At 67.8% G+C, this 17,385-nt stretch carries 15 protein-coding genes; 9 read left to right on the top strand and 6 right to left on the bottom strand.

What is annotated here, in order from left to right:
- Positions 1-991: 991 nt before the first annotated feature.
- Entirely contained in the window at positions 992-1,603 is a 612-nt protein-coding gene (locus tag ABZ272_RS05825) for a hypothetical protein (RefSeq protein ID WP_355048713.1), read from the top strand.
- A 4-nt stretch (positions 1,604-1,607) separates the two neighbouring features.
- Here the strand turns inward: ABZ272_RS05825 and ABZ272_RS05820 are convergent, their stop codons facing one another.
- Entirely contained in the window at positions 1,608-2,378 is a 771-nt protein-coding gene (locus ABZ272_RS05820; protein WP_355048712.1) for a CPBP family intramembrane glutamic endopeptidase, read from the bottom strand.
- 144 nt (positions 2,379-2,522) lie between these two features.
- Between ABZ272_RS05820 and ABZ272_RS05815 the strand changes: the two genes are divergently transcribed.
- Positions 2,523-3,638, top strand: a complete 1,116-nt coding sequence (locus tag ABZ272_RS05815) for a globin domain-containing protein (RefSeq protein ID WP_355048711.1) — start codon at positions 2,523-2,525, stop codon at positions 3,636-3,638.
- Between the two features lie 70 nt (positions 3,639-3,708).
- Here the strand turns inward: ABZ272_RS05815 and ABZ272_RS05810 are convergent, their stop codons facing one another.
- A complete protein-coding gene (locus tag ABZ272_RS05810) occupies positions 3,709-5,238 on the bottom strand; it encodes a peptide deformylase (protein ID WP_355048710.1) in 1,530 nt (509 codons plus the stop codon).
- 153 nt (positions 5,239-5,391) lie between these two features.
- Here ABZ272_RS05810 and ABZ272_RS05805 point away from each other — a divergent pair, with 153 nt between their 5' ends.
- The 3 genes from ABZ272_RS05805 to ABZ272_RS05795 all read left to right on the top strand — a co-directional run bounded on the left by ABZ272_RS05805 (position 5,392) and on the right by ABZ272_RS05795 (position 7,861).
- Positions 5,392-5,916: a SigE family RNA polymerase sigma factor gene (locus ABZ272_RS05805; RefSeq protein ID WP_355048799.1), complete on the top strand. Its 525-nt coding sequence runs from the start codon at positions 5,392-5,394 to the stop codon at positions 5,914-5,916.
- On the top strand, positions 5,913-6,827 hold the full coding sequence (locus ABZ272_RS05800; RefSeq protein ID WP_355048709.1) for a hypothetical protein: 915 nt from the start codon (positions 5,913-5,915) through the stop codon (positions 6,825-6,827). The genes ABZ272_RS05805 and ABZ272_RS05800 overlap by 4 nt, the downstream gene beginning before the upstream one ends.
- 251 nt (positions 6,828-7,078) lie before the next feature.
- Positions 7,079-7,861: an IucA/IucC family C-terminal-domain containing protein gene (locus tag ABZ272_RS05795; RefSeq protein ID WP_355048708.1), complete on the top strand. Its 783-nt coding sequence runs from the start codon at positions 7,079-7,081 to the stop codon at positions 7,859-7,861.
- Between the two features lie 8 nt (positions 7,862-7,869).
- Here ABZ272_RS05795 and ABZ272_RS05790 read toward each other — a convergent pair whose 3' ends face one another.
- Positions 7,870-9,699, bottom strand: coding sequence for a hypothetical protein (locus ABZ272_RS05790; protein WP_355048707.1), 1,830 nt, complete (start codon positions 9,697-9,699; stop codon positions 7,870-7,872).
- A gap of 212 nt (positions 9,700-9,911) precedes the next feature.
- Between ABZ272_RS05790 and ABZ272_RS05785 the strand changes: the two genes are divergently transcribed.
- Positions 9,912-10,622: a class I SAM-dependent methyltransferase gene (locus ABZ272_RS05785; RefSeq protein ID WP_355048706.1), complete on the top strand. Its 711-nt coding sequence runs from the start codon at positions 9,912-9,914 to the stop codon at positions 10,620-10,622.
- 98 nt (positions 10,623-10,720) lie between these two features.
- Here ABZ272_RS05785 and ABZ272_RS05780 read toward each other — a convergent pair whose 3' ends face one another.
- Complete coding sequence (locus tag ABZ272_RS05780) at positions 10,721-11,263, bottom strand: YbhB/YbcL family Raf kinase inhibitor-like protein (RefSeq protein WP_355048705.1); 543 nt, start codon at positions 11,261-11,263, stop codon at positions 10,721-10,723.
- Between the two features lie 143 nt (positions 11,264-11,406).
- Between ABZ272_RS05780 and ABZ272_RS05775 the strand changes: the two genes are divergently transcribed.
- On the top strand, positions 11,407-11,562 hold the full coding sequence (locus tag ABZ272_RS05775; protein WP_355048704.1) for a hypothetical protein: 156 nt from the start codon (positions 11,407-11,409) through the stop codon (positions 11,560-11,562).
- A 10-nt stretch (positions 11,563-11,572) separates the two neighbouring features.
- Here ABZ272_RS05775 and ABZ272_RS05770 read toward each other — a convergent pair whose 3' ends face one another.
- Positions 11,573-11,707 carry a hypothetical protein gene (locus ABZ272_RS05770; RefSeq protein WP_355048703.1) on the bottom strand — a complete coding sequence of 45 codons (135 nt, stop codon included), beginning with the start codon at positions 11,705-11,707 and terminating at the stop codon, positions 11,573-11,575.
- A gap of 511 nt (positions 11,708-12,218) precedes the next feature.
- Positions 12,219-13,430, bottom strand: a complete 1,212-nt coding sequence (locus ABZ272_RS05765; protein WP_355048702.1) for a helix-turn-helix transcriptional regulator — start codon at positions 13,428-13,430, stop codon at positions 12,219-12,221.
- Positions 13,431-14,178: 748 nt separating this feature from the next.
- Here ABZ272_RS05765 and ABZ272_RS05760 point away from each other — a divergent pair.
- Together ABZ272_RS05760 and ABZ272_RS05755 are read left to right on the top strand one after the other, a co-directional pair.
- Entirely contained in the window at positions 14,179-14,589 is a 411-nt protein-coding gene (locus ABZ272_RS05760) for a hypothetical protein (protein WP_355048701.1), read from the top strand.
- Between the two features lie 15 nt (positions 14,590-14,604).
- Positions 14,605-17,331, top strand: a complete 2,727-nt coding sequence (locus ABZ272_RS05755; protein WP_355048700.1) for a tetratricopeptide repeat protein — start codon at positions 14,605-14,607, stop codon at positions 17,329-17,331.
- The last annotated feature ends 54 nt before the right edge of the window (positions 17,332-17,385 follow it).

The raw sequence follows: 17,385 nt of genomic DNA, 5'->3' as shown, positions 1-17,385 counted from the left end.
GGTACGCCCACCGGGGCGGCCCGCCCCGGTATTTCACCGCTGTGCGGTGGCGTGATCGGGACTACGCTCCATCGATATGCAGGAGCAGCCGCCCAGCGAACCGACCCGCCAGGAGCCTGCTGAGCGCCCGCGCCGGCGCCCGGCGCGGGCCACGTTCACGCCGCCGCAGGCGACCGATCAGTCTGCCGAGACGGCCCCTGCGGCACCGGCGAGCCCGCGTCCCCGCCGGGCCAAAGCGGCGCCGGTGATCTTCCAGCCACCGGATCCGGACCGTCCCCTGCCGCGACAGACAGAGCCCGCCCCCGCCCACGCGGGAAGCAGTCCGGTCGAGCCGCCCGCCGCCGCCAGAGACGCGCCGCACCCCATCAAGGAACCCGCCGAAGACACGGCGCAGCCCACCAACGAACCCGCCGCAAACACGGCGCAGCCCACCAGGAAGCCCGCCAAGAAGGCAGCTCACCCCGCCCAGGACGAGACGCCTCCCGGCGCGGTGGGAGAACCGACGGGCCAGCCGCCGAGGGCACGGGCTCCCCGGCCCCGGAAGACCGCCACCAGCACGGCGGCCGTCGCACCGACACCACCTTCGCCAGCGCCGGCCATCCCGGATGCGACGCCCGTCACACCAGAGCCGACCGAGATCACGCCAACTCCTCGCAAGCGCGCCACGCCCACCCGCGCCACGACCCAGAGCAAGACGACCCCGAGCAAGACGACCCCGAGCAAGGCGACCCCGGGGAAGGCGACCTCGCGTTCGACGGCCCAGGACAACGCGACTCCGGCCCCAGTCGCGCCGCGAAAGTCCACCCCGCGCACGGCAGAGCCGCAGAAGGTCACCCCGACCAAAGCCGTCACGCCGGAGGCGAGCGCACCCGAAACCGCACCGACGCCCACCCCGGAAGCGGCTTCCGGGATCGCCCCCGAACCGGCCGCAGCGGCAGTTCCATCGGCTGACCCGGAGGCGGCTTCGACGCGTACCCCCGAATTGCCGGCGGTGGTCGCGCGCCTGCGTGACCACCCTGGCTTCGCGCCGGAGTTCCTGGCGATGGAGGCGGTGCGGACGCTCGGACCCGGCGCGGCCGAGTGGGCGCGGCGGCTGCGGGACCGCTACCCGGACGCTCCGGCGGACGGTCTGGCCCGGCTGGCGACCCGGCGGTACGTGCGGGCGGCGGGCGCGGGAGGGGCGGCGGCGGCGCTGGCCGGTCTGTTCGCGCCGCTGGCGGAGCTGGTGTCGGTGCTCTGGACCCAGGCGAATCTGGTGCTGCACCTGGCGGCGGCGTACGGCCACGACCCGGCGCATCCCGATCGGGCCGAGGAGCTGCTGGTGTTGACCCAGGTGCATCCGGACGCGGCGAGCGCGCGGGCCGCGCTGGTCGGCGCGCGGGAGGCCGGTGATCCGGTGGAGGGGACGTGGCCGAAGGCGGCGGAGGCCGCCTGGCGGCTCGCCGCGCCGCTCACCGCGCAGGCCGGCGGGTGGGTGGCGTTGCGGTTGGCGTCCCGACTGGTGCCGGGGGCGGCGGTGGTCGCCGCGACGCTTGGCGACGCGGCGGCGGCCGATCGGCTGGCGGCGCGGGCGGTGGCCGCCTACCGGCCGCACCGGCGCTGAGTGGTCACAACCAGTCGAACCACTCGCGGGGCAGCGACGCGTAGCCGACGAAGGCGACCACGTCGAGCACGGTGTGCGCGATGACCAGGGGCATCACCCGGCGGGTACGCAGGTAGAAGAGGCTGAACACGACGCCCATCACCGCGTTGCCGACGAAGGCGCCGAAGCCCTGGTAGAGGTGGTAGCTGCCGCGCAGCAGCGCGCTGGCCGCGATGATCGCGGCGAGCCGCCACTGGAGTTGGCGCAGCCGGGTGACCAGGTAGCCGACCACGATCACCTCCTCCAGCACGGCGTTCTGCACGGCGGCGAGGATCAGGATGGGCACCGCCCACCAGACGTGCGGTAGGGCCGCCGGCACCAGCGTCGCGTTGAGGCCGAGCTGCGCCGCCACCCAGAACAGGGCCAGACCGGGCAGGCCGATCAGCGCGGCCAGGCCGGCGCCCCGGGCCAGATCCTGGCCGGGCCGTCGCGCGTCCAGGCCGAGGGTCCGCGCCGGGTCGCCGGGGTCCCTGCTGAGCAGGTGTACGGCGAGCAGCACGGGAAGCAGCGCGAACACGATGCCGAGGAGCTGGTACGTCAGGTCCAGCCAGGGGCGGGCCGACGCGGAGGTGTTCAGTGCGGCGGTCTGCTTGGAGAGCGGGCCTTCGGCGGTCAGCTTCGCGATGATCGAGACCACCGCGTAGACGGCGGACTGGCCCAGGGACAGGCCCAGGACCAGCAACGTTTCGGTCCCCAGCAGCCGGCGGGACACCGGGCGGGTCAGCTCAACGGTCACCGCACCACTCTGCCCGACGGACCGGCCAGCGGGCAGGGCCGACCGGCCGGCATGAACCGATCGCACATTCTGTGCGACCGGTGGACACGCTCCGTGGAGATTCTATGGGTGCCCGATCCGCTGCCGTCTGGAGAAGGAGCACCGGTGGACGACGTCGCACGGTTGCTGAAGGAGAGCTGGACCCTGGTCGAGGAGGACCGGGAGCGGCTGACCGGGCACTTCTACGCTCGGGTGTTCCTGCTCGACCCCGCCCTGCGCCAGCTCTTCCCGGTGCAGATGACCGGCCAGGGTGACCGCCTGCTGGAGGCGATCATCACGGCGATCCACACCGTGGACGACCCGGAGAGCTTCGACGAGTTCCTTCGCGCGCTGGGCCGCGACCACCGCAAGTACCACGTCGACGACCGGCACTACGCCACGATGGGCGTCGCGCTGCTCGACGCGCTGCGCAGCACCGCCGGCGACGGCTGGAACCTGGAGTACGACCAGGCCTGGCGGGACGCGTACGCGGCCATCACCGCGAAGATGGTGGCCGGGGCGGCCGACGACGACAACCCGCCGTTCTGGCACGCCGAGGTGCTGACCCACGAGCGCCACGGCCCCGACATCGCCGTGCTGACCTGCCGGGCCCTGCAACATCCGCTGCCCTGGCGGGCGGGCCAGTACGTCAGCCTGGAGCTGCCCCGCTTCCACCCGAGGGTGTGGCGGAACTACTCGGTGGCGAACGCCCCGAACGACGACAACGTGCTGGAGTTCCACGTCCGGAGCCCCGGCGCGGGCTGGGTGTCCGGGGCGCTGGTCCGCCGGGTGCAGCCCGGGCACCTGCTGCGGCTGGCGGCGCCGATGGGGTCGATGACCCTGGACCGCTCCTCCGAGCGGGACATCCTCTGCGTGGCCGGTGGCGTCGGGCTCGCGCCGATCAAGGCGCTGGTGGAGGAGTTGGCCACCTACAACCGGACGCGGTGGGTGCACGTCTTCTACGGCGCCCGGCAGGCGACAGACCTGTACGGGCTGGCCGGGTTGCAGGATCTGGTGGCCGCACATCCGTGGTTGTCGGTCACCGCCGCGTGCAGCGACGACCCGGACTTCGACGGCGAGCAGGGTGACATCGCGGACGTGGTGGCCCGGTACGGCCCGTGGACCACGCACGACTGTTACGTCTCCGGGTCGGCGCAGATGGTCCGGTCGACCCTGCGGGTGCTCGCCGCCGACGAGGTGCCGCCGTCGACCGTCCGCTACGACACGTTCGGCGATCTCTAGACGTTCCTCCCCCCACACCGGGGCGCGTGCCCCTGCCCCCTGGGGCGCGCGCCCCGGTCCCCTCCGTGTCTCAGTAGCGCCAGGGTCGCCCGGTCTCCCGGTACTCCTCGACCGGCACCAGCGGCACACCCGGCGCCATCCGGTCCACGTAGAGACGACCATGAAGATGGTCGATCTCATGCGCGACGAGCCGGGCCATGCCGAACTCGAACGACGTGATGATCCGGCTGCCGTCCCACTGGGCGTGTTCGACGTCGAGCCGCAGCGGCCGGGGCACCAGACCGCGGTGGTCGAAGAACGAGAGGCACCCCTCGTACTGCTCGTCGGTCTCCGGGTCGGCGTCGACCACCCGCGGGTTGAGCAGGACGACCGGCTCCGCCGAGCGGTCGGGGGGTCGGACGACGGCGGCGGCACGGCCGATGGCGAGCTGCGGGGCGGCGACACCGACCCCCTTACTGAACGGGTGCAGCTCGTCGAGCCGGGCCAGCGCCATGATGAGGCGGTCCACGATCTCGCGGGCCGCCTGCTCCTCGCCGGGCAGGTCGAACTGTCGGACCGGCTGTCGGAGCAGGTCGTCGCCGCGCTGCACGATGCCGATCCCGCGCATGCGGTCGCTGGGTCGGACCCGGGTGGTGCCGGGGCCGGCGTCCGGCTCGGTGTCCGGCCGAGCCCGGAAGCGCCACTGCATCCGGTAGCGGGCGTTCAGCGGCGGGTCGTCGGTCTGCCAGTCGACGATCGCCCGGTCACCCTCGTCGCGCCGCTGCGGGGCCGTCCGCAGCGGGCCCTCCTCCGCCGAGAGCGAGGTCTCCACGCCCCAGACCTGCGGGTCGAACGCCGCCGGCAGATCCAGGTGTACGGCGAGGTGCCGGGTGGGCAGCCGGACGGCCCGCTGGAACCAGGGGCCCCACTTGTCGTGGCCGACGCTGTACGCGTACTCGATGCTGGTCCGGTCGCCGGGGTACAGCGGGAAGCGGCGCTCGCCGTTCTCGAAGAGCAGCCAGATCTCCTTGAAGGCGTCCCGGTCGTGCTTCGCCCGCCAGTGCATCGGCTCCGGGTCGCCGGTGCCGTCGTCGCGCCGGGCCTGTAGTTGCAGCTCGGCGAAGGTGAGCGGGTGTTCCCGGTGGTGCCGGTTGGAGCGACCGGGATCGTTCGGGTAGCGGTCCACCGCGACGCGGACGAGGTAGCGGGTTACCGGCTCGGTGCCGGCGTTGTACAGCTCGCGGTGGATGACGCACCGGTAGCCGTCAGCGGTGTGGGTGAGGGAGGCCAACTCCCGCTCCACCACAAGGCCGGTGCCGGGGGGCAGCCACTGGCCGGACAGCGAGGGTTCGCGCTGCGGTTGGCCGGAGCGGGCGTGCCGGAGGTCGTCGTACTCGCGGAAACGCTGCCAGATCGCGCCGCTGGCCTCCAGGACGGCCTCGGCGCGGCGGGCGAAGTCCTCGGTCGGCCGGTGTCGGCGCCCTTCGACGTGGCTCACGTAAGACGGGTCGAAACCCATCAGCACGGCCAGTTGTTTCTTGGAGAGGCCCCGCCCGGCGCGCTGACGGGCAAGCTCGGCCGCGAAGGACTCGGCAGCCCGTTCGAGGGGTGAGGTCGTCATCGGCTTCCTCGCGGCCGGGAGTATCAGTTTCACGTTCCGTGGCCGACCGCACACTCATCTGGCATGTTCCCGACACACCGCTTGACAGCTCAGGTCTCGCCCCCTGTGACGGCGGCCGGCGATGGCAACCCCCGCCGGGTGATCGGAGTCCTTATCCCCGTGAGAGTTGATCCGAGTTTCGACACCTTCGTCGAGCAGAGGTCGGCGGCGCTGCTGCGGCTCGCGTTCCTCCTCACCGGGGACCGGGGCCACGCGGAGGATCTGCTGCAGACGGCCCTGCTGCGCACGATGCGTCGCTGGTCGAAGGCCCGCGAGGCGCCTGAGCCGTACGTCCGGCAGGTCATGGTCAACCTGTCCCGGGACCGGATCAGGGATCTGCTGCGACGCCCGCGCGAGACGGCACTGCCGGACAACCCCGATGCCTTCCGCTCCACCGACTCCGGGTTCGACGGCGTCGGGGAGCGGCAGACGGTCGCCCGGGCGCTCGCCCAACTTCCCGTGCGGCAGCGACAGGTGATCGTGCTCCGGTACTTCGAAGACCTCTCCATCGAGCAGACGGCGGAGCTGATCGGCTGCTCGATCGGAACGGTCAAGTCGTACACCTCCCGTGCGCTGGCGCGGCTGCGCGAACTACTCGGCGACCTTCACGAAACCGAAGAGGCAAGGACCCTGCGATGACCGCTCTCGACGACGAACAGCTGGGCCGCCTGCTGGGCGACCGGCTCCACGAGGAGACGTACACCATGACCGCACCATCCAATCTCACCGAGACCCTGCACCACCGGAACCGGCGCCGTACCCGGGCACTGGGTCTGGCCGTCGCCGCGCCGGTGGTCGCCGCCGTGGCCGTGGGCGCCTCGCTGGCGTTCGCTCCCGGCGGCGTGGGAGGCGGCGGCGCCCCGAAGGAGGCGCCGGAGATGCTCACCGTCGGCTACGTCGCCGAGCAGACGGCCACCGCCCTGGGCCAACTACCGGGGTACGTCCAGCACGAGACCGCCAAACACCAGGGCCGGGACGGCAAGCAGGCGAGCCTGATCGAGCTCTGGGCCGACCGCACCACCAGCCGCGAACGGCAGGACAACAAGATCTACTACGGCGACGTCCGCTCGTACACCCTGGCGCTGGACGGCTCCACCGCCGTCGAGCTGAACCACGACAAGAAGAAGTGGTGGACCTACCAGATCGGCTCGCTCAAGCCCGCCGACACCAACCAGGTCCAGTACCTACCGCCGTCGCTCAACCCCAAGGACCTCAAGCGCGCCGTCGACAGCGGGAAGGTGACGCTCGTCGGGGAGGAGCGGTTGGACGGCCGGCAGACCGTGCACCTGCAGTGGCTGGGCGGCCCGGACAGCGCCATGGACGCTGCTGCCAAGACCGCCGAGGAGTCCATGCAGATCTGGGTCGACAAGAAGTCCTACCTGCCGGTTCGGGTGGTCAACAAGCTGTTCACCGGCACCACCACCAGTGACTACGAGTGGCTGCCGCGCAGCAAGGAGAACCTGGCCAAGGTGACCGTCTCACCTCCGGCCGACTACCGGAAGCTGCCGTGCACGCCGACGCCGGCCAAGGACTGCGGCTTGAACGATTAGGGCTTTTTCATAAGGGCCAGCTCTTGTGAAACACGCCCTCGAGTCGCGTTTACGAGGCCCCGGATCGCGGTACGCGGTCCGGGGCCTCTCGGCCTGCCCGAACAGGGCAGCCGCTGTCGCCCGGATTACAGAACACTCGGGTATGCCGGCGAGCATGGTTAGGCTAGCCTTAGCTCAGGACGGCATCTGACCGTCCGCCGGGGGAGGCTCCTCGGCCATGCGGACGGGGGACGGCTCAGGTGACTGCGGTGATGCCGAGGCGGGACGTGACCGCCACGCCGCTCGCCCCCGTCACCGCCGCGCTTCGGACCATGTTCGGCACCGACGACCTTCCCGGGCTCGCCCGAGGGCTGCTGGTCGACGACGAGCTGGGCTGGACGCCCGCCACGACCCTGGTCGACGGCACCCGACTGCCGGAGCTGCTGCGCGCGGCGAGTGTCCGCTGGGGCGGCACCCCGCACGCCTGCGCCGCTCTGGCTTGGAAGTCGTACAGCTACTGGACGGCGCTGCCGGTCGTACTCGGTTGGGCCTCGGCCCGCCGGGTTCCGCTGCTCCACCCGTCCGACGTGCTGATCCACTTCGAGGACCACCGGCCCCTGATCACGCTGGGTCTGCGCCGCGGCACCACCGTGGCGGTCCTGCCGAGCGACCCGCTGGCGCTGTCCGGCCTGCCGGAGGTACGCGTCGTCGCGGGTGAGGCGGAGTTGCTCGCCGAGCTGCGGGCCTCCCTGCTCGACGCCCACCTGGCCCCGCTGATCGCGGCGATCCAGGCAGAGGTGCGGGTGGGCACCCGGACGCTGCTCGGCTCGGTCGCCTCCGGCATCGCGCACGGCATCCTGCGTGGTGCCGACGCGCTGCCCGGCTCGACCGTGCAGAGCATCGACACCCTGCTCGGCGCGCTCGACCTGGCCGACCTGGTGGAGCTGGTTCCCGGCCCGGCCGGCGAGCCCAGCGTCCAGCGCCGCACCTGCTGCCTGGCCTTCACGCTGCCCAGCCCCAAGGTCTGCCAGGGCTGCTGCGTCCGCCAGGGCTGACCCGCTCTTCAGTCGGTCAGCGGTCGGACGTCCCACACCCACACGCCGCCCGTGAAGGTCGGCTGGACACCGGTCAACTCGGTCATCCCGCGGCGCAGTTCCATCTCGTGCTCGTGCGGTCCCAGGATCACCACGCCGGCCCGCCAGTAGCGCAGGTCGTCGACCGCCTTGACCCGACTCTGCGGGGTGATCGGCGGAACCGCGCCGGTACGGTGGATGGTGGCGAAGAAGCTGCTCGTGGGTCGCGGCGGCGCGGTGAACAGCGCGACCTTCGGCGGCTGGGCGCTCGGGCGGGTGTCCGGGCCGAGGAAGTAGCCCCGGGCCAGCGGCATGTCGTCCCGGGTGACGGCAGCCCAGCGCAGCGGCTCCGCGTAGGTGGTATCCGGCAGCGGCAGGGTCACCACACTGCGCCCACCAGCCACGTACGGCCGCCACGCCCCACTGGTCACGAAGGTGGGCACCGGATCCAGTTGGACCACCGGCAGCGGGGTGGGCAGGATCGGCAGCAGAGCCATCGTCAGCACGGTCGCGGTGGCGAAGCGGATCTGCGGCCGGGCGGCCGGTCGGGCGCGGGCCACCTCGCGGGCGCGCTCGGTGCCGTAGGCGAGCAACACCCCGATGATCGGAGTGATCGCCAGCGCCCACCGGGTCGGCACCACCGAGTGCAGGATCGGCAGGTTCTCCAGCGCCGCCCAGGGCCCCGGCACCCCGGTGCCGCGATTGTTGAAGCGGATCTCCCGGCCGAGCGAGAGCACCGCGAAGAGCAGCCCGAGCCCGGCCAGCGCGAGCACCACCGCCGAGCGCCGCAGCCACCAGACGAGGGCGATCACCAGTACGAGCAGCGACCAGCCGAAGAAGCTGTTCTCCTCGGTCGGGTTCTTGGCCAGGCCGGCGGCGGTGCGCGGGCTGCCGGCGAGGGATTCCCGGGAGTACGCCACGAACGAGGCCAGGTCACTGGAGTAGCCACGGATCAGGCTGGACAACCCGGAGTAGGCACCCGGGCCGAAGAACTGCACGTACAGCGGGTACGCGAGCAGCGCACCGGCGACCACGGCGGCGACGGCCAGGCCGGCGAGGAACCCTCGGGTCCGTGATCGCAGGGCGGGGCGAGCGAGGGCCAGCGCGCCGACGATCACGCCGAGCCCGATGGCGGTCATCAGCAGGATCTCCAGGTTGAGGAACGCCTGCCAGACGATCACCAACGCGAGCAGCACACCGTTACGCAGCCAGCGGCCGGGGTCGGCGAGCCGCAGCGTACGCCAGATGATCAGTGGGACGACGAACTGCGACACGATGTTCGGGTGCCCGTTGGCGTGCGACACCATGGCCGGCGCGAACGCGCAGAAGCCGGCGCCCAGCCAGGCCGGCCCCCGACTTCCGACCAGGACTCGGGAGAGCAGGAAGTACCAGGCCGTAGCGGTGGCGATCATTCCGAGGGTGAGAAAGAGCAGGAATGACGCACGTGGCCCGAACAACAGGGTTATCGGCGTCATTGGTAATGAAATGGATAATACGGACGTATTTGCCATTAGGTTGACGCCGTCCGGCACGTTCATCTGGTCCGAGTGGAACGGGTACGCGAATTGCGTGACGACCCGCGCACCGTGCGCCATCATCCATTCGAACTGCGACTGGTCCGAGCGGTTGTCCCGCACTCCGCTGCCCGGGTTCCACCAGAGACGCCCGGTGATCCAGAAGCCGAGCACGACGAAGCTCAGCACGGCGGCCAGATCGGCCCACTTCCCGTTGCGGCGCAACCGATCGCCGTCGCCGGGCTCCTCCACCCGCGAAGCGGTGGACGGACCGTCGCCGGGAGCGTCCGATTCGGGAGTAGTCATGACAATTCATAGGGTAGTCAGCGTATGACGGTGCCGTGACATGTTTCGAGGTACTGCCGTACTATGTGCCGGGTTCGCCGACCGCCGATCACGTGCCCACCCCCCGACCCGCAATTCGGCCAACAGCTCCCCCGATTCCTTCGCCATCCAAGCGGATGATTCACTCTGTCGGTCCAGGCACGGGTCGAGTTCATATCGTGAGGAATCGACGCATGGCAGAAATCACTGGGGACCAGCGCGTCCAGTCCGAGGTGCTTGAGGGCCTGGCGATGGCCGTCAACCACCGTCGCTGGTTCGTCGAACTGGCGGTGCCGTACCTCGGTGACGACCCGATCGAGATCGGCAGCGGCCTCGGCGACTACGCGTTGGAATGGTCGCAGCGGCTGCCCCGGTTCACGGCCACGGAGGCCGACCCCGACCGGCTCGTGCAGCTCAAGGAGCGGCTCGCCAGCCAGGCGGGCGTCGACGTCCGGCAGATGCTGCTGCCGCACAACGATCGGGGAAACTACAGCGCCGCGGTCTCGTACAACGTGCTGGAGCACATCGAGGACCACGTGGGCGCGCTGCGCAGCATGCGTGACCTGGTCCGGCCCGGCGGCGCGGTGATCATCATCGTGCCGGCGTTCCAGTTCGCCATGAGCCCGGCCGACATCGCCACCGGCCACGTCCGGCGCTACACCAAGAAGACGCTCGGTACGGCGATGACCGAGGCCGGCCTGACCGTGGAGAAGATCCACTACGCGAACGCGCTCGGGTTGATCGGCTACTTCATGGCCACCAAGGTCTTCCGGCTCATGCCGAAGGAGGGCCCCATGGTCAAGGTGTACGACACCCTGGTCCTCCCGGCGACGAAGGCCGCCGAACAGGTCGTCCGCCCCCCGTTCGGCCAGTCCGTCTTCGCGGTAGCCCGGGTCCCGGCCTGATTTTTTCGCCGATCTTGCACTTTCTGTTGCCGTTACGTCCCTTCTGCGGGGGTATGTCGGCGCAGAATGTGCAAGATCGGCGCGGCTAGGGGGTGGGGTTACTCCTTGGTCTGGTGGGTGGGGCGGATTACCGCCCGCGCCAGGGTGTGGAAGGTCAGGTTGAAGCCGACGTAGGCGGGGCTGGCGTCGGGGGTTAGGTCCAGGCGGTCTACGTCCAGGGCGTGCACCGCGAAGACGTACCGGTGGGGGCGGTCACCGGGCGGCGGCGCCGCGCCGCCGTAGCCCTGCTCGCCGTAGTCGTTGCGGACGGAGAACGCTCCGCCGAGATCGGTGCCCGCCGCACCCCCGGCACCGGCGGGGAGCTGCGTGACATCGGCCGGCACGTTCACCAGCACCCAGTGCCAGAAGCCGCTGCCGGTCGGCGCGTCCGGGTCGTAACAGGTGACGGTGAAGCTCTTGGTCTCGGCGGGGAAGTCCGACCAGGTGAGCTGCGGCGAGACGTTCTCACCGCCGGCGCTGCCGTGGGCGTGCCGGACGTCCATCGGCTCGCCGTTCTGCACGTCGTCACTGGTCAGGGTGAACGAGGGAACGGTCGGCAGCAGCTCGTACGGGTCCGGGGCGATCGGTCGTTCCAGGGTCATCGGTACGCGTCCTTCCGGAGTGGGCAGATACCAGCCTCTTCATACCCCTTTCCACGGCGTGGAACGACCGATTGGTCGGGGTGTGCCGGATCACGGGAGCGGGCTAGGGTGATGCCCCTGAAGCGTTCCACGGGGGGAATTTCTTGCTGAGCATCTGGCGGGACTTTCTGGTCGCCGTCGTCGGCGTCCTGCGCAAACCGGACGAGCGGGCGCTCGCCGAGGAGCGTCGACGCGCCGTCGAACGGCTCGCCGACACGACGATCCGCGAGGCCCGCCGGGACGAGCCCGAGGGAAACTAGTCGTCGCCGGTCAACGGGCCCAGGAAACGAAGCGCTCGTACAGCTCACCCGCCGGAATCGTCGGCAACTCCATCACAGCCACCGCGTGCAGGCCGCCCACGTACATGGACAGGCCGATCCGGTCCCGCCCGTAGGCCTCCGCCAAGCGGACTCGGGCCGGCGCACACGGCCAGGGCGTGTCCTGCGCACAGCTCCGGCAGCTCCACTCCGGGCGGCGCGGCACGTGGAAATCTGCTAGCCGGCCATCCAGGGCGGCGGCGGCCCGCTCGCCCTGTGCCACTCGGGCTCGTGCCGCTGCCTTGGCTGTGGTGGGCACCTCCCCGATCATCGGCCCGCACCGGCTTCCGGCCGATCGGCGGACTGCTCACGAGCCTGAGCCAGCAATCGCGCCCGCGCGGCTTCCTGCTCAGCCCGTTGGATCGCCGGACCGATGCCCGTCGGTGGTACGGCGAGCGACAGCCACCGGGATCTCCGGCGCAGCAAATTGAAGGGCCAGATCATCGCGGCGTCCTCCCACTTCAGGGCGTGGCGACCTGGCCGTTTGTCCCACTCGGATCGGACGACCGCTCGCAACACCTACTGCAATCGTGAGGACACGCTATGGAGTTGGAAGGGCCAGAGAGGGTACGCGATGTACCCAGCGACAGGACGTACCCCTAGAGCTCCGGCACCGCGATCCGGGTCTCCAACTGAACTGCTTCCGCGCGAATCGCCGCTGGCGCCTCCCGAGCCAGCCGCCCCGCCAACTCCTGAGCGGCTGGCGAGTATCGAACGGTCTCCGGAGACGTGGTCTCGGCGAGAGTCAGCAGATGAAGCGTCGCCTCCCGCGCCCCCTCAAGGTCGGCAGAGCGGGCAAGCTCAACGTAGTGTCGGCCGCGCCGCTCGGTGGACGGGATCGACGCCGGATCGAGCGAATGCGCACGCCTCTGGGCTTCGTCAGGATCTCCGAGGTCCACCGCGCACATCACGGCGTACACGTCGACCAACGGCCGCGAAACCCGGGTACGAAGGCCGACGAACTCCGCTGGTAGCGCCTGCTCGACCACCCGACGGGCGGCATCCAGATCCGACCACGCGCCCTGGTCACCGGTGCGGGCCCTCGTCAAGGCGGTACAGAGAAGCAGGTCCGCCAACATCTCCGCCCACTCAGTGCCCCCATCGGCGACCCGAGGTTCGATCAAGGCGCGAGCCTCCCGCAACCGCTCCAGCGCTTCGTCGCCGCGGCCGACCGCCCGCAACAGGTGTGCCGCGTACCAGGTCGACTGGGCGATGGCGAGAGGGTCGTCGGCATCGAGAGCCGCAGCCATGCCACGGTCGACGGTCAGCCAGCACAGCTCACGGTCACCGTGCCAGGCGAGGTATGCCTGGGCGAGGTGATGCGCCTGGGCGAGCAGAGCGAGGCTTGCGCGCCGATCGTCGCCGGTGTGCAGCCGGGCCGCCCGCTGGGTGGCATCGAGCAGACCAGGCAGGACGACACTGACCTCGGTGCGCTGATGCCGAGAAGTGTGCCAGGTCTGCCATGCAGCATCCACGGCACCTCGCAGATAGTCAGGGGAGTCTGGCGTACCGGAGAGGGTGATCTGCCAAGCGGTCAGTGCGCGACGAACGTCGCCGATGGCGGGATGACTGGGTCGTCCGTCCAGCGACAGAGTTACCTGCGGACCGAACAGGTCGCCGAGGTCACGCACCCCAAGGTGGGGAGCTAGCTGCTGGGCGGCCCGCAACGTCAGGCTTCGACGCCCGTTCTCCACGAACTTGACGGTGGTCGGAGAGAGCCCGGCAAGGCCCGCGAGCTGTTCGCGGGACAGGCCGGCGGCCCGACGAAGCCGCTCGACGCGCTGGCCGGGAGTGAGTTGCTGATCGGACATGGAGGCACCTCGCAGCATCGGGTACATCGCGCACCCCGACCGTACGCCGCAATGAGGTAGCCGTCGATGACCGGAGGATATGGGATTCGAACCCACGAAGACGTCGCTGCCATACCGGTTTTGAAGACGACGAAGGTCACCGCGCTGACCTGCTGTTATGCGAGCCAACGCCCGTCACGCGACACGAATACGTCATTGGGATAACCCGGGTCACTTGGTGTCGCTCTCTGATTCTGTCGTACGCGTGCGCTAGAACCAGCGAGGCTCTCGACTGGTCCATCGGAGGTGATCATCACCGCAAGCGGTGCCGCGTAGACAGGTCACTCAGCTCTCTCATGATCTTGCCGGCGGCCCAAGTCGCCACCGTGCCAAGAGCGAGACTGATGATCAGTGCCTTCGGATTCATACTTCCTTCAACTTGATTGTGGGCGCCGCCGCCACCATAGTCGCCAGCAGCGTCGCCAAGCGGTTGCGTTGATTAGTGGCGGGCCGCCATGCGTAGTTGCGGCGGCTTGCGCGAGCCCTCGCCCCGGCCGTCCCGTCTACCGTCCACACACCTGAGACGGCTGCTGCCCTCGCACGCTTTCGAGGTCTGCGACCAAGCATCTGCAGGCACCCTGTCGCGCCCAGCTGTGTCCACAGGCGTTCCCCTCTGTCGGTTGCCGGCAGACAACTTTCTGACCAAGTGTCGAAACTGGCTAGGTCATCGTGTATACCCGCAGTACATCGATTTGGAGGCCGGAGAGAAATGCTGACCGAGAGCTTGCTGGCGCTTGCATCAATTGGAGGCGCTGCTATCGCCGAAGCGATGGCCACCGACGCATGGACTGCGGTTAAGTCCGGGGTCTTGCGGGTTATGCGGCGAGACACGGCGACCATCACGTCCGAACTCGAGTATCGCCTAGACAGTTCGGCATCGACCCTAGACGGTCTTTCGGGTGCCGAACTCGAAAGCGCACGTGCAATACTGGCGATCGCGTGGAGAGCACGGTTGGAAGATTTTCTGGCGAGATATCCCGATTCGGCCAACGACCTGCAAGCGGCATTAGCGATAGCTGGGACACAAATTTCGGGCCCAGTTCAGCAGCATGTCGTCGGCTACGACAATAGCCGCCAGGCTGTTCAGGGGCATGGCGTGCAGAACGTGAACTTTAGCTAGCCCTGGGAGTAGCGAATGAGTAGCGACCAGGCGGCGGGCGTCCCACGAATAGTGCAACACATCTTGGCAGATGGATCAAGTAAAACTGCGACACTTGGCTCCGGCACGCAACACGTCTATCTCGGCAACCCGTCTGCGCTTGCTTCTCAACCCACTGCTGTATCGGTTGCGCCTCCCTTGGGACGGCGTGATCCAGCACGGCCACTACGTGGGCGGTCGCACGTCACGAAGCGACTTGCTGCGATGTTGAGTGAGGCAAACCAGAGCAAGAGGGTCCACGTCATTCATGGGCTCGGCGGAAGCGGAAAGACGGCTGTAGCACTGGAAGTTGCCGCCACTGCATCCTCACGCAACATCCACGTCTGGTGGATTAATGCCGGCGATTCTGCGCTGTTAGCTGCAGGGATGCACGCGGTCGCTCGTCAGGTGGGCGCTAGTGCCGAGGAACTCGGCCAAGGGAACGCACCGGACGTGCTCTGGAATCATCTTCAAAGATTTCCCCGAAATTGGTTACTGGTGGTTGACAATGCGGACAATCCCAGTTTACTTGGGGAAGCACCCGGCGCTCTGAGCGATGGCACTGGGTGGATAAGACCGACTGTCCCCCAGCAAGGACGAGTGTTGGTAACTTCTCGTGACGCCACGCCAGAATTGTGGGGGTCGTGGTGCGAGTTACATGTCATGGACATGCTTGCACCGGATGATGGCGCTCAGGTTCTCCTAGATCACACCGGCAACCGGGCTGGCAGTAGGGGCGAGGCTGCCGCCTTGGCCACCATACTGGGCGGCCTGCCGTTAGCTCTGAGGATAGCCGGCTCGTATTTGGCAGAGACCACTTCATCACCTTGGCCGGAAGCCGACGCCATTAAGTCCTTTTCGCAGTATAGCGCCAGCATCGTTGGGGATTTCCCCCCGCCCGGTGGGGAGCAGTTGATTGAAAGAGTCTGGCAGCTATCTATTAGCCTGCTGGAGAAGCGAGGGCTTCTCGACGCGGTTTCATTGTTGGAACTGTTATCCAATCTCGCCGACGCGCCGATTCCCTATCAAACGGTATTGGAGCCAGGACTGCTTGCTCGGTCAGCCACATTTCAAGGGCTAGATGGCCCTCAACTTTGGCGGATCTTGCAGGCGCTGAACAATTTGGCGATGATAGATCTCGTTTTGCCGTCAGCCGCAGATACCTCAAGTGACGAAGTCCTCACCCTAAGAGTTCATCCACTGGTCCGTCATGCAGCACGTCGAGCTGCGGCGAGTGGAAACCGCTCGACATACGTATCTCTCCTTGTGATCAGGATCGGAAAATTGACGTCCGAGGCCAGCCCAACCCTTCAAGAAGGGTGGCCCCGTTGGCAGTACCTCACGCCGCATATACTTCATCTATTCCATATCCTCGATGACTTCGCTGGCGTGCCTGATGAGCTGACTGCCCTTGCTGGATCGGCCGCGCTTGCTGCTACCCGTTACCTTGAAGAGCGGGGTCTGCATCTACAGGCAGAGGTGGAACTGAGATCAATAATAGCGGCTCAACAACGTCGGCTCGGCGACGAGAGCAGTGCTGTCCTGGAGGGCCGCCACAGGCTGGCCCATATACTTTCCCAACGCGGAAACCTCGAAGAAGCGCGGATCGAGCACGTTTCTGTTCTTGAGACGACGCGAAGGGTAAGAGGCGAAGACGCTCCCTACACTCTCAATCTTCGCAATTGCCTAGGATCGCTCTTAGACTTGCAAGGCAAGTATGAAGAAGCTGAGGCTGAGCAGCGGCTTGCCCTGGAAACCGCACGGCGGGCGCTGGGTGAAGACCATGTCCAGACTTTGAACATTCGACATAACCTTGGTCACACCCTTCGAAGCCGTGGAAAGCCAGCCGAGGCCGCAAGGGAACATCTTGTGGTGATCGAAGCCCAAGCGCGCACGATGGGGCCGCATCACAGGAAAACGCTCAAGACTCGTGAGTGTTATGCTCTGATCCTTGAGGATCTAGGCGAGTATGATGCCGTAGAGAATGAGTTGAAAGAGTTGACTCTTATTCGTGAGGAGCGATTTGGAAACGAAGATCTAGAGACCATCGGTGTTCGCACGAGCTATGCCGGGTTCCTCAAGAGTCGGGGTAGGTACGAAGCCGCGAAACAAGAGTACGGCAAGGTCATTGCCTCCCGACGTTCAGTCCTAGGCGAAAATCATCGGCTTACGCTGTCGGCTCGGCATCACTTGGCCGATGTGCTTACGTCGAGTGGCGAACTCGAAGAAGCGGAAACCGAACATCGGTCTGTTTTAGAGGCGGAGCGACGGGTCCTGGGCGACGATCATCCCGGAACGCTCCAGACCCGATATTGCCTGTCGGGCCTTCTGCAACAAAGGGGCGAGTACGAAGCTGCCGCAGCCGAGTATCGTGTTGTTCTTGATGGGCGGCGCCGCGTTCTTGGGGAACGTCACCCAAATACGGTAGAAGCACTGCATGGATTGGCTCACGTTCTTGAGCACACAAAAGAGCATGATGAGGCGCAAGCGGCGCACCAAGAGGTCCTTAGATTTGCAGCAGAAGTGGTTGGTGAAGATCATCCGAGGACGCTGCGGATGCGTTCTTGCCTCGCAAACTTTCTCCTCGGGCGGCGGAACTACAACGCAGCTAGGCTTGAATTCGAAAAGGTTCTAAGTGGTTACCTGCGTGTTCTTGGAGTGGAACACCCCCACACCGTTGCTGTGCAACAAATCCTGGAGAAGATCGCGGACGTCGATGACTAGGCAAGGCCATTAACCTGCTCGACGTCAACCGATGAGGAGCAGGCCCCGCTAATG

It is taken from the genome of Micromonospora sp. NPDC005979, from assembly GCF_040614415.1.
Taxonomy (GTDB): domain Bacteria; phylum Actinomycetota; class Actinomycetes; order Mycobacteriales; family Micromonosporaceae; genus Micromonospora.
This window is presented reverse-complemented; position numbering and strand designations above follow the sequence as displayed.